Annotated in this window: 24 protein-coding genes; 13 read left to right on the top strand and 11 right to left on the bottom strand. The window is 72.1% G+C overall.

Annotation, left to right across the window (positions count from 1 at the left end; translation table 11 throughout):
• Nucleotides 1-626 precede the first annotated feature (626 nt).
• The 3 genes from SYYSPA8_RS28025 to SYYSPA8_RS28015 all read left to right on the top strand — a co-directional run bounded on the left by SYYSPA8_RS28025 (nucleotide 627) and on the right by SYYSPA8_RS28015 (nucleotide 1,922).
• Nucleotides 627-1,205 carry a hypothetical protein gene (locus SYYSPA8_RS28025; protein WP_323450145.1) on the top strand — a complete coding sequence of 193 codons (579 nt, stop codon included), beginning with the start codon at nucleotides 627-629 and terminating at the stop codon, nucleotides 1,203-1,205.
• Nucleotides 1,202-1,456: a hypothetical protein gene (locus tag SYYSPA8_RS28020; protein ID WP_323450144.1), complete on the top strand. Its 255-nt coding sequence runs from the start codon at nucleotides 1,202-1,204 to the stop codon at nucleotides 1,454-1,456. The genes SYYSPA8_RS28025 and SYYSPA8_RS28020 overlap by 4 nt, the downstream gene beginning before the upstream one ends.
• A 175-nt stretch (nucleotides 1,457-1,631) precedes the next feature.
• On the top strand, nucleotides 1,632-1,922 hold the full coding sequence (locus SYYSPA8_RS28015; RefSeq protein WP_323450143.1) for a hypothetical protein: 291 nt from the start codon (nucleotides 1,632-1,634) through the stop codon (nucleotides 1,920-1,922).
• A gap of 33 nt (nucleotides 1,923-1,955) precedes the next feature.
• Here the strand turns inward: SYYSPA8_RS28015 and SYYSPA8_RS28010 are convergent, their stop codons facing one another.
• The 4 genes from SYYSPA8_RS28010 to SYYSPA8_RS27995 all read right to left on the bottom strand — a co-directional run bounded on the left by SYYSPA8_RS28010 (nucleotide 1,956) and on the right by SYYSPA8_RS27995 (nucleotide 4,636).
• Nucleotides 1,956-2,546 carry a hypothetical protein gene (locus SYYSPA8_RS28010; RefSeq protein ID WP_323450142.1) on the bottom strand — a complete coding sequence of 197 codons (591 nt, stop codon included), beginning with the start codon at nucleotides 2,544-2,546 and terminating at the stop codon, nucleotides 1,956-1,958.
• A 298-nt stretch (nucleotides 2,547-2,844) separates the two neighbouring features.
• Nucleotides 2,845-3,723, bottom strand: coding sequence for an aminoglycoside phosphotransferase (locus tag SYYSPA8_RS28005; protein WP_323450141.1), 879 nt, complete (start codon nucleotides 3,721-3,723; stop codon nucleotides 2,845-2,847).
• A 314-nt stretch (nucleotides 3,724-4,037) separates the two neighbouring features.
• Entirely contained in the window at nucleotides 4,038-4,292 is a 255-nt protein-coding gene (locus SYYSPA8_RS28000) for a type II toxin-antitoxin system RelE family toxin (RefSeq protein ID WP_323450140.1), read from the bottom strand.
• A complete protein-coding gene (locus SYYSPA8_RS27995; RefSeq protein WP_323450272.1) occupies nucleotides 4,289-4,636 on the bottom strand; it encodes a hypothetical protein in 348 nt (115 codons plus the stop codon). The genes SYYSPA8_RS28000 and SYYSPA8_RS27995 overlap by 4 nt, the downstream gene beginning before the upstream one ends.
• A gap of 526 nt (nucleotides 4,637-5,162) precedes the next feature.
• Between SYYSPA8_RS27995 and SYYSPA8_RS27990 the strand changes: the two genes are divergently transcribed.
• Nucleotides 5,163-5,624 carry a hypothetical protein gene (locus SYYSPA8_RS27990; protein ID WP_323450139.1) on the top strand — a complete coding sequence of 154 codons (462 nt, stop codon included), beginning with the start codon at nucleotides 5,163-5,165 and terminating at the stop codon, nucleotides 5,622-5,624.
• On the top strand, nucleotides 5,617-6,033 hold the full coding sequence (locus tag SYYSPA8_RS27985) for a hypothetical protein (RefSeq protein WP_323450138.1): 417 nt from the start codon (nucleotides 5,617-5,619) through the stop codon (nucleotides 6,031-6,033). The genes SYYSPA8_RS27990 and SYYSPA8_RS27985 overlap by 8 nt, the downstream gene beginning before the upstream one ends.
• Nucleotides 6,034-6,164: 131 nt before the next feature.
• On the opposite strand, the gene SYYSPA8_RS27980 is transcribed toward SYYSPA8_RS27985, so the two are convergent.
• Both SYYSPA8_RS27980 and SYYSPA8_RS27975 read right to left on the bottom strand, forming a co-directional pair.
• The gene (locus SYYSPA8_RS27980) at nucleotides 6,165-6,377 is read right to left on the bottom strand and encodes a DUF397 domain-containing protein (RefSeq protein ID WP_323450137.1); all 213 of its coding nucleotides are present in this window, start codon (nucleotides 6,375-6,377) and stop codon (nucleotides 6,165-6,167) included.
• Nucleotides 6,374-7,282: a helix-turn-helix domain-containing protein gene (locus SYYSPA8_RS27975; RefSeq protein ID WP_323450136.1), complete on the bottom strand. Its 909-nt coding sequence runs from the start codon at nucleotides 7,280-7,282 to the stop codon at nucleotides 6,374-6,376. The genes SYYSPA8_RS27980 and SYYSPA8_RS27975 overlap by 4 nt, the downstream gene beginning before the upstream one ends.
• A gap of 232 nt (nucleotides 7,283-7,514) precedes the next feature.
• Here SYYSPA8_RS27975 and SYYSPA8_RS27970 point away from each other — a divergent pair, with 232 nt between their 5' ends.
• The 5 genes from SYYSPA8_RS27970 (at nucleotide 7,515) to SYYSPA8_RS27950 (ending at nucleotide 12,885) form a co-directional block, all read left to right on the top strand.
• Nucleotides 7,515-8,789 carry a hypothetical protein gene (locus tag SYYSPA8_RS27970; protein ID WP_323450135.1) on the top strand — a complete coding sequence of 425 codons (1,275 nt, stop codon included), beginning with the start codon at nucleotides 7,515-7,517 and terminating at the stop codon, nucleotides 8,787-8,789.
• Nucleotides 8,786-9,301: an NUDIX hydrolase gene (locus SYYSPA8_RS27965; RefSeq protein ID WP_323450134.1), complete on the top strand. Its 516-nt coding sequence runs from the start codon at nucleotides 8,786-8,788 to the stop codon at nucleotides 9,299-9,301. Before SYYSPA8_RS27970 ends, SYYSPA8_RS27965 begins: the two co-directional genes overlap by 4 nt.
• 49 nt (nucleotides 9,302-9,350) lie before the next feature.
• The gene (locus SYYSPA8_RS27960; protein ID WP_323450133.1) at nucleotides 9,351-10,676 is read left to right on the top strand and encodes a hypothetical protein; all 1,326 of its coding nucleotides are present in this window, start codon (nucleotides 9,351-9,353) and stop codon (nucleotides 10,674-10,676) included.
• A gap of 12 nt (nucleotides 10,677-10,688) precedes the next feature.
• Complete coding sequence (locus tag SYYSPA8_RS27955) at nucleotides 10,689-11,417, top strand: 2'-5' RNA ligase family protein (protein ID WP_323450132.1); 729 nt, start codon at nucleotides 10,689-10,691, stop codon at nucleotides 11,415-11,417.
• Between the two features lie 139 nt (nucleotides 11,418-11,556).
• The gene (locus SYYSPA8_RS27950) at nucleotides 11,557-12,885 is read left to right on the top strand and encodes an IS256 family transposase (protein ID WP_407706109.1); all 1,329 of its coding nucleotides are present in this window, start codon (nucleotides 11,557-11,559) and stop codon (nucleotides 12,883-12,885) included.
• A 68-nt stretch (nucleotides 12,886-12,953) separates the two neighbouring features.
• On the opposite strand, the gene SYYSPA8_RS27945 is transcribed toward SYYSPA8_RS27950, so the two are convergent.
• The 5 genes from SYYSPA8_RS27945 to SYYSPA8_RS27925 form a co-directional block, all read right to left on the bottom strand.
• Nucleotides 12,954-13,859, bottom strand: a complete 906-nt coding sequence (locus tag SYYSPA8_RS27945; RefSeq protein WP_323450130.1) for an FAD-dependent oxidoreductase — start codon at nucleotides 13,857-13,859, stop codon at nucleotides 12,954-12,956.
• Nucleotides 13,856-14,434 (bottom strand): isochorismatase family cysteine hydrolase, encoded by a 579-nt coding sequence (locus tag SYYSPA8_RS27940; RefSeq protein WP_323450129.1) that lies wholly within the window; start codon nucleotides 14,432-14,434, stop codon nucleotides 13,856-13,858. Before SYYSPA8_RS27940 ends, SYYSPA8_RS27945 begins: the two co-directional genes overlap by 4 nt.
• Before the next feature lie 30 nt (nucleotides 14,435-14,464).
• A complete protein-coding gene (locus tag SYYSPA8_RS27935) occupies nucleotides 14,465-15,610 on the bottom strand; it encodes an XRE family transcriptional regulator (protein WP_323450128.1) in 1,146 nt (381 codons plus the stop codon).
• A 1,182-nt stretch (nucleotides 15,611-16,792) separates the two neighbouring features.
• The gene (locus SYYSPA8_RS27930; protein ID WP_323450127.1) at nucleotides 16,793-17,281 is read right to left on the bottom strand and encodes an SAM-dependent methyltransferase; all 489 of its coding nucleotides are present in this window, start codon (nucleotides 17,279-17,281) and stop codon (nucleotides 16,793-16,795) included.
• Nucleotides 17,282-17,335: 54 nt separating this feature from the next.
• The gene (locus SYYSPA8_RS27925) at nucleotides 17,336-18,724 is read right to left on the bottom strand and encodes a tetratricopeptide repeat protein (RefSeq protein ID WP_323450126.1); all 1,389 of its coding nucleotides are present in this window, start codon (nucleotides 18,722-18,724) and stop codon (nucleotides 17,336-17,338) included.
• 203 nt (nucleotides 18,725-18,927) lie between these two features.
• On the opposite strand from SYYSPA8_RS27925, the gene SYYSPA8_RS27920 reads away from it, so the two are divergent.
• The 3 genes from SYYSPA8_RS27920 to SYYSPA8_RS27910 all read left to right on the top strand — a co-directional run bounded on the left by SYYSPA8_RS27920 (nucleotide 18,928) and on the right by SYYSPA8_RS27910 (nucleotide 20,906).
• Nucleotides 18,928-19,440 (top strand): hypothetical protein, encoded by a 513-nt coding sequence (locus SYYSPA8_RS27920; RefSeq protein ID WP_323450125.1) that lies wholly within the window; start codon nucleotides 18,928-18,930, stop codon nucleotides 19,438-19,440.
• Nucleotides 19,441-19,589: 149 nt separating this feature from the next.
• On the top strand, nucleotides 19,590-20,348 hold the full coding sequence (locus SYYSPA8_RS27915) for an ATP-binding protein (protein ID WP_323450124.1): 759 nt from the start codon (nucleotides 19,590-19,592) through the stop codon (nucleotides 20,346-20,348).
• Between the two features lie 30 nt (nucleotides 20,349-20,378).
• Complete coding sequence (locus SYYSPA8_RS27910; protein WP_323450123.1) at nucleotides 20,379-20,906, top strand: hypothetical protein; 528 nt, start codon at nucleotides 20,379-20,381, stop codon at nucleotides 20,904-20,906.
• Nucleotides 20,907-20,988: the final 82 nt, after the last annotated feature.

The following is a 20,988-nucleotide window of genomic DNA, read 5'->3' as shown; positions in this document are numbered from 1 at the left end:
TCGTTGGCGCAGGCGTTCGGTTGCGGGTGGACGCTGGAGCACAGAGTCGGGCCCGCGCGATCGAAGTCTCCCTGTGCGGGCCTTGCCGACGAGGTGCGCCTGCGGTGAAGGGGCGATCCGGGTCCTGCCGGTGACCGTCTCGTACCGAGCCGGGCGGGTTGCGGAAGCGGGTCAGCACGAGCGGCCGTCCGGCAGCTGTCCACTCCGCGACCAGGCCCGCCAGGGTGGGCGCTACTGGCCGGGTGCGCGGGTTGATGAGGCCCTGCTGGGCGTCCATGGTCACCGGCACAGCTCGGTGAAGATCCATCAGTCGTCCTCCGGTCAGGCGTGGGACTCTGCGCAGGGTCCCGGGCCGGAGCGCGGCGGGTCCGGCAGCCCGGGGTCCCTCATGATCGCGGTCGTGGTCCGGGGGCGTACGGCAGTGCCCTTGGCGCTGTCGGTGTGCGGCGTGCGCCCCTGAGAAGAGCGCCTCATCCGGGCTTGTCCGCCTCTAGGCTGATCCGGGCCATGGGCGTCTTAGGGGCTGGCACGGAACCGCTGCGGGTGGTGCGCGTGCTGTCGGTCCGGGGATCGTCCGCACGGCTGGTGTTCCGCAGAGGCTGTACTTGACCCCTTTGGGAGGTGGCGTGCCCGGCACACGCACGGACAACGTCTGGATCATCGAGGCCGACGGGGTGCCGTTGGAGGTGCCCGCGACCATCGCGGGCGTGCGGGAGCAACTGGACGGGGAGCAGCGGGCGGTTTTCGACCGGGAGGTGGAGCGCACCGCCGGGAACTACCTGGACCGCGTGTTGCTGCGCTGGGCGTTGCCGGGGTCGGTGCTTGCGGAAGCCGGGGGGGCCGAGCGGGTGGAGCGCGGTTCCCTCGACGGTTTCGCGCGCACGGTGGGCGGTGGTGTCGTGGCGTTCACGGTGGTGCCGGAGGAGGCACCGGATCCGGGGGTTCCGGCTACGTGGGGGATGTCGACTCCGGCGGGGCGGGTGCGTCGGCCGGCGACGATCGCGGGGATCCGTGAGGCCCTTGATCCCGGGCGTCGGGAGCGGTTCGACGAGGAGATCCGGCACGTTCCCGGGCACCGGCTGTTCCAGCGGCTGGTGATGTGGGCCACCCCGCCCGAGGCGGCGGCTCAGATCGACGCGGAGGGCGACCGTATCGGCAGCGGCGACCTCACCGGTGTCAGCGAGGCCGGGGAGGTCGAGCATTGAGCTACAAGATCGCATACACGGATCGGGCGATCGGTGATCTGAGGGCGATGCCCCGGGGGGTCCGTTCCGATTTCGAGGCCGCGAAGAAGAAGACTCTGGGCCAGAACCCCTACGGTCACGGTTCCGAGCCCATGAAGCGCGACGAGCGGGACCGCCGGATCGCAACGGTCCACTCCGCCGTGGTCAAGTACCAGGTCACCACCGGCCTGGTTCTCATGGTGACCGCGCTGGAGATCGCCCACCTGTACTGACAGCCAGCCCCTGCGAGGGGGCTGCCGGGAGGAGTCCGGCCGCCGGGGTGGCGGGCAGGGCTCCGGCGAGGTCGAGTGCACGGGCGGACGGCTCGGCCGACACAGTGTGGACCTGCCGTTCCCTGAGGAGAGAGTGTTGCGCCGGCATGCGCACATGCCCCGACGGGGTGAACGAGTGAACGCTGCAGACGAAGACGAGCACGAGGTGGAAGACCTCCAGACGGACGTGACCCGCTTCCTCCTGGGATTCGTCCACGCTCCCCTGCTGGGGGACCAGTACGTCCGGGGCGTCCTGCCCGCGCCGGAGGGCGCACCTGCGGTGAGGGGCGTCCTCGGCGGCCGGGACGAGCGCGCCCCCGCCCGGCTCACCGCCGACGAGATCCCCCTCGGCCCGGGCACCGAACTCCTCACCCCGCACGATGCCGTCGGCCTGCTGCGCGCCGCCCGCACCGAGCCAGGACGGTGACTCCCACAGGGCAGTGTCCACCCTCACCGCGGCCTACTGCTGCTGGCTGTGCGTGGCCGATCGCTCGACGAGTTGTTCAAGGGTGGCGATGGCGGCGCGGAGATCGAGTCTGTCCAGTCCATCGAGGTCCGTGAGCGGCCCCGTGCCCGATGAGGTCAAGCGGCCCTCGTTGTCGATGTGGACCATCGTGGTGACCTGGTCGCCCGAGTAGCCGGGCAGCCGGACCGTGAAGCTCAGCCGGGTGAGATGCGCCTGGGGAGGACCCCACCCCGGGTCGGTCTGCTCGCACTTGCGCTCGTACCCGGCGAGCTCGTCGTCGTACGTCCGGTCGGTCAGACGACTCACCGTCAGCCGGGCCTCCTCAGCGGCGCGGCGTGCTCTGAGCTCGGCGTTCTGAAGCTGCTCCATCGCGCGTTCGTTGGCCTTGGTCAGGTTGGCCGTCTGGCCGAGGGCCCAGATCGCGGACAGCAGAAGTCCGAGGATCGGAAGGGTAGGAGACTCCCGAGCCTGGGGAGAAAGCCCCTTGCACGGAAGGGCGCCGTCCTCCAGTGCAGCAAGATGGATGTAGGTGTCGGTGCTCCACCAACTGGGGCGGATCCGATATGCGGGGTCGATGGCATTCATGGGGACTCCCGGCTTGGCGGTGACCTGTCGGCCAGCACAACGCACCAGGCCACCGCCGGGATGCGCCGGACCACCTGAGCGGCCCAGCCGGAGGTGTTCCTGCCCACCGGCGGCGCCGGGAGTGACCTCGTCGCCGCGGTGCGCGTCCGCTGGCTGCATGGCGGCTTCAGCGGGTCGGCGACGGTCTCCTCGCGCCGGTTCCGGAGGGGTCGGTGTGAAGACCCGCGCCGTCCGGCGCGAGGCGGTTTGACCGGCGCGGGCCGTGGGGTGGCAGCCCGCCTCCTGGGTCTCGGGTGGGTCAGGTTCTGCTGCGCATGGTGATGAAGTCGGCCCACTCGTCGGCGGATTGGGCGATCGAGTCGGCCGTGGCCTGCTGTTCGGCGGCGAGGTCGTGCCAGCGGCGTGCCTCGGCCCGTGCGAGCACAGCTACCGTCTTCGGGTCGGCCGCCGTCCAGCCCGGTACCCGGGTCGCCCACTGCCACGCCTGCTCGGGGGAGTGTCCGCCGGTGGAGACCAGGCGCATCCCCCACAGCGCCGTGTCGATCCAGGCCGGGCCGGCCGTGGCCCATGACCAGTCGACCAGGCGGGCCCGCCCGCCATCCTCCACCAGGACGTTGGTCGAGGCCGGATCGGTGTGCAGCAGACGCGTACCGGCGAGAAGTTCCCGGTCCCGGTCGGCGCAGTAGTAGCCCCAGCGGTCCCAGGCGGTGGGCAGCCGCACCGTGGGCGGTGCGGGCAGGGGCGCCAGCTCGGCCAGAGCTGCGGCGACCGGCGCGAGGTCCGGTGATCCGGGCAAGAAGTCCGCGTCCCGGCCTCGCACGCCCTCGAAGGCGAGGAGATGCCAGCCGTGGCCGTCCAGGCGCCACAGGACCCGTGGCGCGCTCGGGGGCAAGTGCGGGTTCACCGCCCTTTCGAGATCCAGCTCGTCCACGGGCGACCAGCCGGGCCCCCACCACGAGTCGTCCTCCTCAAGGCTGGCACCCGCCGCGGGTACGGGGGCACGCTCGCGCTGTCCCTTGACGAAGACCAGCGCCCCCGATTCCAGCTCCAGCAGGGAAGCGATCCCGGCCGCCGCCGAATGCTCGGTGTCACGGGCGGTGAACGTACCGAGGCGCTCACCGACCGCGGCCACCACCGCCTCGGGAAGCTGCGCCCAGCCGATGCGCCCCGACGTCATCCTTAGTTCTCAACTGCGGGCGGTACGGGCGGATTGGGCGGAAATGGAGGATTCCTATCCGGGGTCACGGGCCCCGGCGGACGCCCGGCGGGCTTCGGCGTCACGGGTCCCCGGGGCGGCCTGTTCGCTTCGACGGTCGTCATGAGAAGCAGGGTAGAGACCAGGACACGGCGTCATGGTCGGTTTGCCTCATCGCGGCTGATTCCGGTCAGGTGGTGACCGGATCATCAGCTGGCCACTGACGGGGTCCGGCCCGGTGCGGCGCACCGGGTGCAGGAGCCGACGGGCGGAGCCCGGCTACGCGGGGGTGTGGGTCAGGCGGGTGTGGAGCCGACGGTGAGGACTTTTACCGCGATGCGGGTGCCGTCGATCTCGTAGGTGGCGCGGAAGTCCCCGATCCGCAGTCGCCGCAGGTTCGTCCCGCCGAGTTTGCTGCTGGCCGGCGGCTCCGGGTCGGTGCCGAGGGCGTTCACCGCCCGGACGAAGGGCCTGACCGCATCTCCGTACTTTGTCCGGAGTCGTTTGAGGCCCTCGGACGCGGCGTGCTCCCAGATGACTGTATGGCTCATGAGGCCGGACCTGTGATCATCTGCTCGACGGCGTCCGCGGTGTGGGTCGGGCCGCCTTCGGCGCGGACCCGCAATGCGATGGCGAGATCCGCGAACTCGATCACGTGCTCTCGCGCCTCCTCGTCGTTGGCGGCATCTGCCAGCGCCTGGGTCCACCAGTGGTCCAGGAACGCCTCGAACGCGCCGCCCCCGCCGAGGGCGCCCAGCTCGCTGTCGAACTCCTCCCGCCGGTCGGCCCGTACCTCCGCGCGGACCGCCGCGATCGTACGGCCGGTGACCTCGCCACGGAATCCAGTCGCCTCGCGGGCTTCCCGCACCGCACTGTCCCAGTCCACCACAGACATACCGGACACGGACACCCCTCTCGCCAGGAGACGCCACGCTACGCCCGGCCCGGCACTGCGGGCGCCCCACCGGTCCGAGACGCCACCCATCGAACTCCCGTACGAAGCCCTCAACCGCCGCTGACCGTCCACGCCGGAGTCAAGTCGGCACGGATGCGGTTGCCTGCCGGATCTGAGGGTTCCCAGTCCGGCGATATGCCGGCCGGTCTCGTCCGCCAGCTGGAAGCAGCGGGACGCGGGAGGTTCCGTGGTCGCGGTCCGTCCGGGAAGATGATCGCCCGCGGCCGGCTCTGTGCGCCCCGGGTGTGCACGGCTGTCTCTTGGAGTGGCTGGGAGCGGTGTTCCACTCGGATGGGTGAACTCCCATACGGGGCATGCCCGTGGGCTCGGGCTCGGGCTCGGGCTCGGCAAGATACTGACCGACCCGGCCGGGAAGCGGACCTCGCGTTCCCGGGAGCCGGCCCGTGCTGCCTCTTCCTGGGTGCTGGGGCCGAGTCATATCCCGTCCACCATGAGGAGTCCCCTGTTGCGTCGCTCCCTCACTGCCGTTGTCGCCCTGCTCATGACCGTGGTGTCGCTGTCGCCCGCGGCGGCTGCGGCCGAGTCGGCCCCGGCGGCCGGGAAGGGCGCGTGCGCGGCCAAGGCGATGGATCCGCACGAGTCGAAGGGGGAGGGGAAGAAGAGGAACCGGAAGGTGATTCTGGCGAAGGTCAGCGCGATGTGCCGGGGGACGAAGGGTGTGAGCAAGCTGGTGATCGACGCCAAGCTCCAGAAGAAGTCCGGTCGGGGGTGGAAGAACGTCACCAAGAACCGGTCGACCCCGCACCCGGGTATCCGGATGGGTAAAAAGTATGTGGGCCAGACCTTCGACATTAAATGCCAGAAGGGTACATTTCGGGTGTACTTTCGGGTCTCTGGAAAGGTGGACGGCACGATGCGCTACGGCAACTGGGGAGCCGGCAACCCGAGGAAGAACCCCTGTGGCTGACGTCCATCCCGTACGGGCGATCTTCCGGAGGGCCGCCGCCGACTACAAGGCGCCCTTGCTCGAATCGGCCGACTTCAGCGTTCTTCTCGCCACAGGAGACGGCAACGCCGACCTCACCGCGGCCGTCCTGTCCGAGCCGACGACCCGGCTGTGGGTCGGCGGCTACTCCTGGTCGGACTTCGCCTGGGGGCCCGGGGAATGGGGAGACGGCGACGAGAGCGAGCTGGAGACCCTGGCGGAGATCGTCGCCGCCGTACAGCGCGGCGACGGAGCCCTGTTCTTCCGCTCGCGCGACGGCGAGCTGGAGCTGACCGGCGCGCGCGCCGGGACCCACTCCTTCAACCTCCCCTTCGACGAGGAGAAGGCCCTGCGGCGCACTCTGCGCCCGTGGGCCCTGCCTCCCGGGTAGGCCCCGGCCACGCGCGGGAAGAAGACGCGCCGGTTTCTGCGGCTGCACCCTCCCGGTCTCGACGAGTTCGCGGTGCGGCCTTGTCCGGGAGGGGCGGCACGTGGCGGATGCTGCTCTGCGGTGGCCCCGGGCTACTGTGCGGCCGCTTGGAGGTAGGTCCTCCATGTGTCACGGCGGACGGTCAGCGGGAGCTGATCGGGCCGCTTGGAGTCGCCGAGCAGGATGAAGCCGGCCGCGTCCGGGTGGGGTGCCGCTTGGACGCAGTTGCCGCCGCCTCCGCTGTAGGAGGAGACCGTCCAGGTGATCGTGGAGGGGTCGGGGAGGGGCGGGTGCTGGCGGTTCACTCGTGGAGCTCCTGGATCTGGTTTCTGATGTGGGTACGGGTGTGTGCGGGGTCGAGAGCCAGGCTCCACAGGTGGGTGAAGGTGTCGGTGTAGCGGGCGACGTCTGTTTCCTGGTCGAGGTGTACGGAGGTGCTGAGGGTCTCGATCCACACGATGTCCCGGGCGTGGGTGGCCTCGGGGAAACTCATGATCACGAAGGGTCCGGCCAGCCCCGGGTGGCCGCCGGCCGATGCCGGGAGGATCCGGATGGTGGTTCCGGGCGCTTCGGATGTGGTGAGCAGGTGTTCGAGCTGCTCGTGCATGACGGCGGGGCCGCCGATGGTGCGGAGGAGGACGCTCTCGTCGATGAGGGCGTCCAGTTCGCGCGGGACGCCTTCGGCGGCGGCGCGTTGGCGGTGGAGGCGCACGTCGCACAGGCCCTCGATCTGCCTGGGTGTGAGGTCGGGGCGGAGTGCGGTGATGACGTGGTGCGTGTAGTCGGAGGTCTGGAGCAGGCCCGGGACGAGGGTGAGTTCGTAGTTGCGCAGCCGGACGGCCTGGGCTTCGCGGTCCAGGTAGTCCTCGAACCTCATCTCTCCCAGGAGGTCGCTGTGGCGGCGCAGGAGGGGTGGCCGCGGCCGGCGGACGGGGCCCGTGCCGGGCCCGAGGAGCTTCGTGATTTCGGTGCTGGTCCGCTTGTCGGCCCGGTAGAGCCGGAGCAGCGCGGTGACGAGGTCGTCGGCCACGGTGCGGCGGCGGCCGTTCTCGATGCGGCTGAGCGCGGTGGCGTCCGTGCGCAGGCCCTGTTCCCGGCAGTGCGCGGCGGCGGCCGTGAGGGTCAGTCCGCTGGTGGTGCGGAGCCGTTCGAGTCGGCGCCCCACTTCCCCCAGGGCGGCTGACCCGGGCGCTTGCTTGTGTTCCGGCATGACCGCAAGTGTGGCGGGTGCGCTAACTCCCGGACAAGACAAGGCAGTCGGGCAATTTGCTCGGACTGGTTGCTGACAGGGGTGTCCAGGGAGCATGCTGTCGGACATCACGAACCGTACATGTGATGTCGCGGACTGTTTCTCCTGTGCGGGCGTCGCGGCGGCAGCCGGGGAGTGAGGGGGGACGACGCCATGGCCGGCTGTCCCCTCCGGCCAGGAAAGGGAGCGGCGGATGGCCACAGCGACCCGTTTCGGGCAGCTGGTCCGGGAGCGCGGCTGGACATACGAGCGGTTCAGCGGGCACTTCGCCCGCGCGGCCGGGGAACTCGCCCAGCGGTGCGGGGACCGGCGCCTCGGGTCGCTGGCGGTCTCGCGCGCCACGTTCGAGCGGTGGGTGTCCGGCGGAATCAGGACGGTGCCCCGCAGCGCCGTCGCCCGGGTCCTGGAGCACCTCTTCGATGAGCCCGTGAGCGTGCTGTTCTCCCGCCTCGACGCGGTAACGCGCCGGCCCGATCCGGGCGTCTGGGCCCTGCCCGCTCCGGAGCCGGTGGCCGACGACCCGTATCTGGCGGCGGTGGAGAGCTTTCGGCGCACCGACCGCCGGCAGGGCGGAAGCACCCTCTACCCGGCCGTCGTCCACTATCTGCGCACCACCCTCGGCCCGGTGCTCTTCGGCGGTGCGCACCCGGGTGGGGAGACGGCGTTTCGGGCTGCGGCGGCGCTGACGGAGATGGCCGGGTGGATGGCTCACGACAGCGGGCGGGACGCGCTGGCCCGTGAGCACTTCACCCACGCTCTGAGACTGGCCCGCGGTGTCGCCGATCCGTCGGTCGCGGCCAACGCGCTCGTGGCGATGAGTCATCTCGCCTTGCAGAGCGCCGGTCCCGACCAGGCGCTTGATCTGGCCCGGACGGGGCTGGTCGCTCTGCGGGGTGCGGCGCCGGTGCCGATGCTGGCCGCCCGGCTGCACACCATGGAGGCCCGGGCCCTGGCCCGGCGGCACGAGGGCCCCGGCGCTCTGCGGGCTCTGGAGGTCGCGCGCGGCCTGCTGGGCCTGGTTCCCGCGGTGCCTGTGCCGGACTGGGTCGCCCCGTTCGACGAGGCCGCGTTCACCAGCGGGGCCGTGTGGGTCCACCGCGACCTCGGTGACCTGTCCACCGCCACGGCCGAGGCCCGGCGGGCGGTCGCGCTGCGCGGGCCCGAGCGGCGCCGCAGCCGGACCTTCTCCCAGCTCTGCCTCGCCCGGGTCCTCCTCGCCCAGGGTGAGCTGGAGGGCGCGTGCGCGGTCGGTCACGAGCTCCTGGACGCGTGTGCCGACCTCGGCTCCGTGCGGATCACGCAGCGGCTGACCGGCCTGGAGCAGGCTCTGACCGTGATGCCCCGGGGCTCGCGGAACACGGTCGCCGAGCTCCTCACCCGCGTCCAGGACACCGCCCGGCACCGCCGGCTGCTCTTCCCCGGCGTGCCGGACGGCAGTGGCCCGGGCGGGGAACAATCCCCACCATGACGACGAAGCCGCGACCCGGTGACCCGGGCTGGACGGAATACCTGGCCGAGGGCAACGCTCTGCAGGCCCGCAAGCGATCCTGCGCGGATGCGGTCATCCGCGACCCGGACGGCCGCGTCCTGCTGGTCGACCCCGACTACAAGAACGGCTGGGACCTTCCCGGCGGCATGGCCGAGGCGAACGAGCCCCCCACCGAGACGGTGCGGCGCGAGCTGCGCGAGGAACTCGCCCTCGACCTGCCCGTCCAGCGGCTCCTGGTCATCGACTGGGTCGCCCCGCACGGCCCCTGGGACGACCTGATCGCCTTCGTCTTCGACGCCGGCACCCTCACCGCCGCCCAGGCTGCCGCCGTACGCCCCCGGGACGAGGAGTTGAACGCGTGCGCGTTCCTCCCCCCGGACCAGGCGCTCCCGCTGCTGCCCGATGCCCAGCGCCGGCGGCTCGAACAGGCCCTGGCCGCCCTCACCACCGGGCGGACGGCCTACCTCCACAACGGAATACCCCCCTGGTGACAGCACCGCCCGCTCCAGTCGGAGCGGGTCCGGAAGGAGCAGCACCCCTATGGTCCGCACCACCGTCTTCGCCGTCCTGCTGGAGCAGCGCGGCCTGACGGCGTACGAAGCGTTCCGCCACGCCTTCCGCGAGGCCGCCGTCCAGGCGGCCGGAGCGGAGCGGGAGCCGCGACTGGCCAGGGTCATGGTCTCGCGCGCCACCTTCGACCGGTGGTCGGCCGGCCGGCTCAAGGGGGTGCCCCGCCGCGAAGCAGCAACGATCCTGCGCCACCTGTTCGCCATGCCCGCCGAGCACCTCTTCGAAGACGCCGACACCGAAGACGCCGACACCGGGACCCCCGCGCCGGACGGCGGGGAGGTGGAGTTCGACGGCGCGCAGGAGATCGGCGCGCAGACGCGTCTGCTGACCGCGTCGAACGCGGACCCGGCCCTCGTGGCCACGGTGCGTACCTCGCTGGAAGGGGTCATCGACCGTTACGAGGCTCTCGGCCCGCGGCTGCTGGTGGGCGAGACCCGGCTGCTGCGCACCATGCTGCACACGCTCCTCGCCGGACATCAGCCGCCCCGGGCCCGCGCCGAGCTGTTCCATCTCGCCGCCCGGACAGCCGGGGTACTCGGCTACATGGCCGTGAACAGCTCGGCGCCCTTCGCCACGGTGGACGCGTACTGCACCGAAGCCGAGCTGCTCGCCCGCGAGGCCGGGGACCGGGAGACGCAGATGTGGGCGGCGGGCACCCGCTCGCTGGGCCTCTACTACACCGGCCGGTATACCGAGGCCGACCAGGCGGCCCGCGCGGGCGTCGACCTGGCGCCCGACAGCCCGCAGGCGATCCGGCTCCTGGTCAACGGCCGCGCACGGGCCCTGGCCCGTACCGGGGAGCGCCGCGGCGCGGAAGCCGCCATCGGGCGCGCCATGACCCTGTCCGAGCGGCAGACGACGCTTTCCGAGGGCATGACCTCATGTATCGCGTTCACCCCGTACTCCCTGGCGCGCACGCTCGCCAACGCCATCACCGCCCGCCTCGCCCTCGGTGACACCCAGGCCGTCCTGGACCACGCCGCCGAGATCGACCCGCTCCTCAACCGGTCCTCCTCCCGCTGGAGCCGGGCCCTCGTCGGCCTCGACGTCGCCACCGCCCTGCTTCACCAGCCCTCACCCGAGATCGACCACGCCATGGTCCTCGGCCGCACCGCCCTGACCGCCGGAGCCACCGCCCCCATCCGCTCCGTCTGGCAGCGCGCCGGCGAACTCCACCAGCACGCCGCCCGCTGGCACACGACGCCCGCCGTACGGGACTATGCCGACATGCTGCGCTCCTGGCGCTCCCAGCCCCAGGCCGCGCCCCAGGCCGCGCCCGCCGCGCACCGGCTGTAGGAGGAGATCGCTGTGCCCGCCGCCCTCAGGTCCGATGCCCGGTCGTTCCCCGTCGATCCGCCGCCGGACCCCGACCGTCCGCAGGCGGTCGTCGCCCACGACTGGGACGCGTTCGCCGCGCTGGCGCGGATGACCGATCACTGGGACCGGCCCGGCTGGACGCCCGGACACCGGGCCTACTACTGGATGCTCCTGCCCCGCTCGCCCGAACTCACCGCCCTGACCCGGCACTGCCAGCACCACCTCGCCCCCCTCCGGCTCGACCCCGTCCCCGACGACGGTCTCCACATCACCCTGGGCAGGATCGGCCACCGCACCGACGTCACCCCCCGCCAGGCTGCCGAACTGGCCCGGACCGTGGCCGAACACGCGCCGCGCGCCTTCGCCCTGTCCGCCCACCCGATGACCGGGTCCCGCGGCGCCGTCCGCTACAGCCTCACCCCCTGGACCCCGCTCCTGCACCTCCACACCGTGCTGAACAGCGCCGCCCGCCGGCACGGGCTGCCCGCGGGCCGCCCCACCGCGGGCTTCCGTCCTCACCTTGGGATCGCCTACAACAACCGGGACCGCGACGCCCGCCCCGTCATCGACGCCGTCGCCGCCCTCCGCACCCTCCCCCCGGTCACGCTGCGCATCGCCCGGGTCGAACTCGTCGAACTGCGCCGCGAGAGCACCGCCTACCGGTGGACCCGCCTCCACACCGCCCGCCTGCCGGCCCCCGCAGTCCTGCCCCGCGTCTGAGCCGGCCCGGCGTGCGCCGGACGCCGGGCGGTTCTAGCCGGGAGTGTCATGAATCAGGTGGGCGGCTGCTCAGAAGGGACCCCTGATGGACACGGAGAACGGTCACCTGATCGAGGATGCTGGCGGCGTGTCGGTTGCGATGCCGGGCAGCGGCATTGACGGTGCTGATGTGGCATCGAAGGCAACGATCCTGAGCCGCGAGGCGGCAGCCGCGCACGGGCTGAGTCCCGCTCTGTTGGACGAGCTGGCCGAACTCGCCGAGGTCAAGGTCCGCGACGGTGGACTGAAGCTGATGGGCGAGGGCGGGCTGCTGGTCGAGCTGGCCCGGCACCTCATGCAGGCCGCCGTGGAGGCGGAGATGGACCGGCACCTGGCCGAGGAGGCCGGCCGCACGGGTGGCCGGAGATCGCGGTCCGGGGGCAACGCCCGCAACGGCTACCGGTCCCGGAAAGTGATGACGGAGGTCGGCACCGTGACGGTGCAGGTCCCCCGGGACCGGCTGGGCACCTTCACCTCCAGCCTGCTCCCGAAGTACGCCCGGCGGACCGGCGGCCTCGACGAGATGGTCCTGTCCCTGACCGCGAAGGGACTCACCTCCGGTGAGATCGTCGCGCATCTCGCCGAGACGTACGGCATGGAGACAAGCAAGGAGACCGTCTCCACGATCACGGACAAGGCTCTGGACTCGATGGCGGACTGGCGCACGCGTCCGCTCGATGCCGTCTATCCGGTCCTGTTCGTGGACTGCGTCAATGTCAAGATCCGCGATGGTGCGGTGGCGAACCGCCCCGTCTACGTCGTGCTCGCGGTCACCTGCGACGGTCACCGGGAGATCCTCGGACTGTGGGCCGGCGACGGCGGCGAGGGCGCCAAGTACTGGCAGAACGTCCTCACCGAGCTGCAGAACAGGGGCGTGAGGGATGTGCTCATGCTCGTCTGCGACGGTCTCAAGGGCCTGCCCGAGGCGGTCAACACCGTCTTCCCCGCCACAGTGGTCCAGCTCTGCATCGTTCACCTCATCCGCACCACCCTGAGATACATCTCGCGCCAGGACTGGGAGGCCGCGGCCCGCGACCTCAAGCCCGTCTACACCGCCGCGAACGAGGACGAGGCCCTTGCCCGGCTCGCTGAGTTCGGCGAGAAATGGGAGGCCAAGTATCCGGCTGCGATCCGTGCCTGGGAACGGTCCTGGAGCGAGGTGGTGCCCTTCCTCGGGTTCCCGCCACCGATCCGGAGGATCGTCTCGACGACGAACGCGATCGAGTCCCTGAACGCCCGCTACCGGCGCTCGGTCAACGCCTGCGGGCATTTCCCCAATGAGACCGCCGCACTCAAGCGCCTCTACCTGACCACGCTCGCCCGCGACCCGACGGGCAAGGGCCGCAAGCGGTGGACCAGCCGCTGGATGGAGGCGATGAACGCGTTCGACATCGCCTTCGACGGCCGCCTCTCGGCCGGACGGGTATAGGCCGATCAGATCAACGAGAAACCTCTACGCCAACCGAGTGGTGAACACCGCTTTCGTGATACTCCCTTCTAGCCGGCGTGATCCCGGTAGTAGGCGTTCAGCGCGCCGCGGCTTCCGTCGCCCATCGCCACGGAGATCCGCTGCATCCGGGCGCCCTTGAGGTCGCCGACGACGTGGACACGGGGATGCTGCCGGTCGGGAGGGCAGTAGCCGTCCGGTCCGCGGTGCAGTCCCTCCAGTGCGGCGGGCGCGCTGCCGAGGTTCGTGACCACGACCCCGTCGGCCCGCTCGTACACGCTCCCCGACCGATCCCCGGCGGTGACCCGGACCCGTCCCTCGGCGAGGGGTTCGACCACGGCCCGGGTGACGGGGACGAGGCGGACCCGGGGGTCGTCCTGGACCTCGGTGGTCTTGTAGGCGTCGGCCGGAGGGTGGAGCACGTCCAGGCGGGCCGGGGTGTCGGGGTGGGCGCGCAGCCAGGTGCCGAGGGGGCGGTCGGCGCCGAGGACGACGGTGGTTCGGTTGGTGAGGTCGGCGGGGGTCGCCCGCCACAGCGGGGGCAGCGGCGGTATGGGCTGGGGGGTGGTGATCCAGTCGGTGTCGGTGGGGGTGAGGGCGGTGGTGCCGGTGGCGACGACGATGTCGCGGGCGGTGAGGGTGCGGCCGTCGTGGAGGGTGAGTTCGGCGTGGGTGGGGTGTCCGGTCACGCTGCGGGCGCGGGCGGTGAGGAGGGTGAGGCGGCCGGTGTGCTGGTGGCGGGTGATGTCGCGTTCGAGTGCGGCGACAAGTTCGGGGCCGGTGGTCCAGGCGCCGGGGACGTTGTTCACGGCGCCGATCGCGGACAGCTTGGAGCCGACGGCGGTCGCTTCGACGAGGATCGTGGACAGGTGGAGGCCGCAGGCCATGACCACGGCGGCCACGCCGGCCGGGCCGGCTCCGACGACGATGAGGTCGGTGTCCGGACCGGGGGTCATGCGGACGCTCCCGTGCCCGGGCGGACGGTGCTGTCGGCGTGGCCGGCGACGGTGAGCTGGGTGGTGGTGAGGAGCTGGCGTGGGCCGAGGTTGCGGCGGGCGAGGAGCAGGGCCGCCTCGTGGTACTCGGGACCGCCGCCGGAAGCGCAGGCGTCGGTCACGATCCAGGGGACGAAGCCCTGGTGGTAGGCGGCGGTGGCGGTGTCGTAGACGCAGGCGTCGGTGTCGAGCCCGGCCAGTATCAGCTCCCGCCACCCGTGCAGTTGGGCAAGACGGACAAAGTCCGGAGTGATCGCGCTGGAGCCGGTCTTGTCGACGAGGTGCGCGCCCTCGGTGAAGGGAGCGAGTTCACCGATGACCTCCTGCTCGTCGGCGGTGCGCATCCGGGTCCAGCCGGTGATGGTCTCGTACGGTGAGCCGGGCGGGTTGCGGAAGCGGGTCAGCACGAGCGGCCGTCCGGCTGCGGTCCACTCCCTCGCCAGCCGTACCAGGGCGGGTACCACTGGCCGGGTGTGCGGGTTGATGAAGCCCCGCTGTGCGTCCACGATCACCAGCACGGCTCGGTGAAGATCCATCGGCTGTCCTCCGCTTCGGTGGGGTCTGGCTCATGGTGCGTGGGATTCCCGCAGGGCTTCCTGGGCGGAGCGCAGCCGGTCCGGCAGTCCGCTCGTGGTCAGGATCGCCTCGCGCATCAACTGGTGCTGAGCGGTCTCCTGGGGCCGGGCGGCGGTCAGCCGGGAGCGCGCGCCCCGCAGGAACCGCCAGCCGTAGTCGGCGGGCATGACCGGATCGCGGCCGGCCTCGACCTCGTCGAGTATGTGAGTGCTCAGCGCCCACAGGGCCTGCACGTCCAGTTCCAGGGCCACGATCGCGTCCGCCGCGAGCGCCCGCTCGGGCGCGAGGGGGTGGTAGGCGACACCGGACCAGCCCGCCAGTCCCAGGGACACCGCACGGCTGCCGAAGTCCACCACATCGGGGTGCGAGTAGCCCTGGGTGAGCAGCGCCCGGTCGGTCTCGTCACCAAGGCGTCTGGGGCCGTCCGGGTGTCCGCGGTCGACCACGGCGGACGGTGTGGTGAGCACCTGCATCGCGGTCGGCAGGAGCCGTGCCTCCCAGGGGCTGTCCTCCAGGACGTAGGCGGAGAGCACGTAGCCGGCCCTCGGCGTTCCGGGTCCGAGGAGTTCGGCAAGGCGTTCGTCGGCCCAGACCAGATCGGTCGCGTAGGTGCGGTAGCGCCACTCGGCCAGTTCTCCCGGAGAAGCCGCCGTCCGGCGCTGGGCCAGGTGGAAGACCGCAACGCCGCAGGCGTACAGGTACAGGCGCGCCCCGGGGCCGTCGGGGTGCCCGACCTCGGTGACCCGGTGCTCCAGCCCGCCGGGTCCCGCCGGGCTCGGCCGCGCCCGGGTGCACAGCGCCCTGAGCGGTTCACCGACGTAAACGGGCAGGACCTTGTGACTGACGACCGTGAACGGTCCCACCGGCACCGGCTGCCCGCCGTCAGCCGGGCTGTCGGCCGAGCCCGTGGCCAGCGCGGCGTGGAAGACGGCGGCCACGTCCGGATCGCACATCCGCAGCATCGAGTCCAGCAGCAGGGCGGTCTCCGGCAGCAGTTCGATCGAACGCCCGCGGGCACGCCACTTCGTCACCGTCCGCGGGTTCACGCCCAGCCGCTCGGCGTACGCCCTGATCGGCATCCTCATCGCCTCACCCAGCAGAGCTGCCTCGTGCCCGGTCCACCGTGCCACCGCCACGAGTCTGCCTCCCTGGGATCGGCGTTCACCACAGCCTACGAGCGCCCGGCCCCCAACAGGCCCACACCAGGCCCACAGCCGGACCTCTCCCCAATCCCCGCCGGTCTCCATCATGTTTGACACGGATCACATCTCGGCCGCCTTGACACGGTGACGGGAGAACCAGAGCCCCAGGCTGCGCCACACCATTCCCGGGCTCGTTGTCAAGAGGCCAGCGTGAAATGAGGAGAAGTGGGAAACCGCTCCACCCCCTCCGAACAGGAGAGGCGTTTCATCACTTATGAGATGTATTGCTCCTCGCCGACGGGTGCGTCAAAGGCACTGTCCTGGCGGTGAAGTGGGACGAAGTGAGGGCCCACCGCGGTCCCTCCTTCACCTCCACCGCTGCAAGGCTGGAGAACCCATCAACTCGGCCCCGTACACCGGTCAACCAGCGTGGAAAGGAGGAACCGTGCCCACGACACCCCGCAGGCCCATCCACCCCGCCGCCACCGCGACCCCGGGCAATGCACGGAACCGCTCCTCAGGCCGAAAGCCGACTGGTGAACCCCGCCGCGACCAGGTCGCCGTACGCCTCTCGTACGTCTTCGGGGACGTGCGCCCCTCGGCCACAGTCCGGCGCATCCAGGTCATCCGAACCGGTGCCTGCGTACTCGCCCTCCGAGACCAGGACCACCCGCGTCATAGGCCGGCCAGGCCGGTACCCGCACCGCGCCGGTGCGCCGTCCTTGCGCCGCTCCCCGTTCCCGGGTGCTGTTCCGAGGAAAGGCTGTGATGAAGACCGCCGACCTCTACGTCTGCGAACCGAACCCGGCGGCGGCGATGGCAGTCCTCGACGCCCTGTCCCGCACGGCCGTTACCTGCGGCCGTATGGTCCGGGCTGCGGTGGCCGATGTCGCCGGGCGCGACACCGCGCCGGCGGGCCGACCGGGCGGCTCGGTCACTGCTCCTGCGGGCCGAGGGCGAGGTGGGTCTAACGGCGAAGATCACGATCGTGATGGCGTCCGAATTCGTCCGCGAACTCGCGTTCCAGGCCGCTTCGATGTTCACCTTTCGATCGGTCTCGGAGGTGGCGGCGTGATCAGGCGGAGGGCTCTGTCCCCTCGGCCTGGCGTACTCTCTGCGCCCTGCGGGTCGCACTGCACCCCGCTGTTGGTGGCGTTAATGGTGTCGGGCCGCTCCTCAGCCACGCTCGTCGCGAGAGGTGCTCCAGTAGTCGGGGAGCATCTCCTCGACCCACGCGGGAGTGCGGATCGCGCCGCGGGGGCCCATGACGGGGAACCAGGGGGCGATGTCGTAGACCGGCGTGCCGTCGACGGCATCGAGGTCGGTGACGTGGAGGTCGTGCCCGTCCAGGCGCAGGAGCCGGGGGTGGGAGACCGCCAGCCGGTTGGGACGCCGGTGATTGCGGTGGACAAAAGTTCCGGTCGCGGGCCAGGCGGGGTTGTTGCGCGGGCTGCGGGCGTGGAGGGCGACGTCGTCCGGCGAGCCGAGGTGGAACTGCCACAGCACCTGAAGGTGGCTGAACTCCTCCAGCCCGGTCAGGGTGTCGCGCGGGTAGTCGTGGTGGAGGCGGATGATGGCTTCGACTCCGCCCTGGTAGTCGTCGGCAACCGTAGTGTGGCCGCCGACGACGGTGGCGACGGGCGTGATCGAGTACGCGTCGGGCACGGCTCTCCCTGGGTCCGGCCGCGCTCCGGTGGCGGCGGGCGATGTGGTCGCCAGTCAGCCTACGGGGCGAAGGATCTGCCGTGCGCGGTCGTCGAGGGCGGTGGCGGCGGCTCCGCCTCTGCCGCGCAGGGGGGACAGGGCACGGCGCATCTGGACGACGGTGTCGCGGGCGCGGCCGGACTGGATGCCGGTCATGGTGTCGAGGGCTTGGTTCCAGGTGGTGATGGCGGCGTCGAGGTGGCCGCGCCGGGCTTGGACGGCGCCGAGGTATCCGAGGGTGAGGGCGTGGGTGCGGGCGTGCTGCTGGACGCGGCGGGTGCGGACGCTGCGGCGGAACTCCTTCTCGGCGCCGGTGAGGTCGCCGAGGGTGCGCAGGGTGCAGGCGGTTTCGTGGGCGAGGGAGGCTTCGCCGAAGAAGAACACCCGGCCCGGCTCATCGCGGGTGGTGTCGGCGTGGCCGAGGTCGTTCTCGGCGCGCACGAGGGCGGCGAGGGCGGGCTTCTTGTAGCCGGCCGCGGCGAGGGCTTTGGCGTGGACGACGCCGATCAGGGCTTTCTCGCGGGGGTGAGCGAGGGTGTAGCGGCGGTGGGCGACGGAGGCTTCGGCGAGCTGGAGGCCCTGGGCGGGGTGGCCGAGGTCGATGGCCTGGTGGGCCATGGCGCGCAGGGTGTGGCCGGCGAGGGGGGCGTCGTCGGCTTCGGCGGCGAGGCGGACGGCGAGGGTGAAGTAGCGCTGGGCGAGGGCGTGCTCGCCGCCGTCGAAGCCCATCCATCCGGCGAGGTAGGCGAGCTCGGAGGCGGCGGAGGTCAGTTCCCGGCGCAGCGGTTCGCTGGTGAAGCGGCCGCCGAGGTAGTCGGTGACATCGCTGTGGAGGTAGGCGGCCAGGGCGGCGCGGCCCGCGCGTCCGCCCAGGCGCTGGTCGCGGCGGGAGAAGAAGCCGGCGGTCTCGCGGACGGCGTCGACGTGGGCCGGGGTGATGTCCTCCCGGGACAGTGGGCGGCGGGCCTGTGCCGCCCGGGGGGCGTTGTCCCACCAGGCGGCGGCGGGCAGGGCGGCGGCTGCGGCCGAGTAGGCGGAGGTGGCCAGCAGTTTCCGGCGGGCTGGGTCCATCGCGGTTCCCCCCAGGGACGTGATCGCGGTCAGGGTGTCGGTCTCCCAGGCATCGGCGTCCGGTCCGGGGCCGTCGGCCCCGTCCAGTCCGATGTCGGCGGGTGTGACGACGCGCCCGAGCTTGCGGGACAGCGTCTCGCACACGATAGGCACCGCCCGGCCGGACGGGCGCGTCCCGCTGATCCACATCGCGATGTGCGACCGGGTCACGGCTGCCAGTTCGTCCGCCCCGGCCTCGGCGGCCACCCTCACCACATGGGCAGCGGCCTGGGGTTGCGACCAGCCCGTCTCCTGGATGAGCGCCGCCAGAAGGGTGTTGCGTGTGCGCGCCATCGTGCGCCCCCCGGTCCTGAAATGATCTTTGACGGCTTTGACGGCATCGCCTCCGCCGCCGGGGTACCCCGCGACCCCCGGCCACGGTTTGCTCACCGTAGCGGCGCCACGCGATTCCCGTGACGCCCGTGGCGGAAAATCACCGCCCGTACGGCAACCACGGCTCCGAGTACGGCACTTCGACCCTTCCCTTGAGGAACAGCATGGAAACGACGACGTCCCCCTGGCCCCCGCGCTCCGCCGACGCCACCGGTCTTCTGACCGCGTACACCGGCCTCCTGAGCTGGCCGCTGCTCGCCGACCGTGTGCCGGTGGCGGCCGATGCCGGCACCGTACTGACCAGGCTGCGGAACACGGAGTGGAGCGTCCTGTGCGGGGACCGGTTCGACGCCGTGTCCGTTCCCGCGGTCGCGGGCCGGGAGACGGCGCTGCTCCTGGAGCGGGACGAGGACCTCCAGCGGGCCGGGACCGTCGTGCCGTGCCTGGTCGCCGGGGACCAGCGGTTCTTCTTCGTCCGGCCCGGCACCGCACCCCGGGTCCCTGGGGCGGAGGTGCTGTCGGGGGAGAGCCGGGTGGTCCTTCCGCCGACGTTCGGGCTGCGGTGGGAGACCCCGCCGTGGGCCCGGGCCGGCCGCCGCCCGCTGGACCTGCCGGATGGCCAGGTGCTCACGCGGTGGCTCCGCGTTCCCACGGGCCCGCCCGCACACCAGCACTAGCCCGTCCGGGTGCCCTTGCGGCCGCTCTCACGGATCCGGGCGACCGGTACCCCGGGCACCTGTCAAGCGGCCGCCGTCGGCCCATCCCGCTCCACCGCCGACCCCACGGCCGAAGTTCCCCTTCCGTTCTTCCCCTCTGGAGGTTGGTCGTGACCAGCTGTGCGCCGCCCGCTGTCGTCTACGCCTGCGGTCCCTCCGCGATAGGAGCGCTGGCGGGTCTGGCCGCGGCCGCCGAGGACCGCGGCTACGCGGTGCGCGGGGCGGTCAGCGACTCGGTCGCACCCTACGGGCAGCTGGCCTCCCGACCCGGGTGGGCGCGGGTGGGCGGGATCGCGGGCGGGGCCGCGCCGGTGCTGGTGGTCGCCTCCCGCCGCGATCTGGGTCCCTGCCCGCCCGTGGTACGGGTGGTCGAGCTGACACCCGCCCCGGACACCAGGCGCTGCACCATGGCGGAGGCGGGCGCCGGCGCGGAGGTGGTGTGGTGTTCCGTGTTCCCGGGGGAACTGTCGCAACTCGGCTCCGCACGCCGGCTGGTGCGGGCGTTCCTGCGACCACGGACCGTCGCTGGCTGTGCGTGGGATGCCGATGAGGTGGGGCTCGCGGTGCACGAGCTGGTCGCCAACGCCACCCGCCACGGTTCGGTGTCGGGAACCGGTGATCCGGTGGTCCTGACCCTGCGGTGGGCGCGGTGGTTCCTGGAGGCCGCGGTGGAGGACCGCTCACCGGTGCTGCCGTGTGCGCGCCCGGCCCAGGCCGGGGCCTGCTCCGGGCGGGGCCTGGGCATCGTGGACAGCGTCGCCCACTCCTGGGGCTCCCGCACCAACCACACCGGCCCGGGCAAAACCGTGTGGATGCGCGTCGAACACGACCGGGCACCCCGCCCCCGGTTCTTCACCAGCGCGGCCTGACGTTCCAGTGATCCCTGCTTCGGAGTCCCCATGCCCTTCCCCCTGCCTCCCCCGCTCGCCGGCACCGGTGCTGTGCCGCCGCCCCGGAACCGTGACCTGACCGCCCTGCTCACCGCCTACGAGCAGGTAATGGGCTGGACCGTGGCCGTGGAGGGACTCCGGGTCCCGGGCACCGACGCGGCCGATACGCTGCGGCGGCGGCCCGACTCGATGGTCTCCGTGGTCTGCATCGGCTTCGAGGCCCTGCAGTTGCCGGCACGCCCCGGCGGGCCCCCGGTGCCGGTCCTGGAACTCGACGACCGGTTGTACTGCGGCGACCTGGTCGTGCCCTCGTTCGTCACCGGCAGCGGGGCCCGCACCCTCCTGGTCCGCCCGGATACGGCCGAAGAGGTGTCCCGGGTGAGGGGGTGGCCGATGATCGGGGTGGGCGGCGAGCTCGTCGTGCCGCCCTCCCCGGGGATGCGGTGGGAGATCCCCCCGTGGGACCCGGCCCGCCGGGCACCGCTCGCGTTCCCGGACGCCGCCCTCGTGGCCCGGGACAGCCCGCCCCCGCCCTAGAGCGCGCCGTTCCCGGCCCGCCCGGGAGGCCCGCGGGCGCGTCCGGTCCTCACACGGGCCGGCACCCCAACGCCCCGCCCCG

The organism is Streptomyces yaizuensis, from assembly GCF_034961445.1.
Taxonomy (GTDB): domain Bacteria; phylum Actinomycetota; class Actinomycetes; order Streptomycetales; family Streptomycetaceae; genus Streptomyces; species Streptomyces yaizuensis.
Note: the sequence above shows the minus strand (reverse complement) of the source record. Positions and strands in the feature narration are given on the sequence as shown.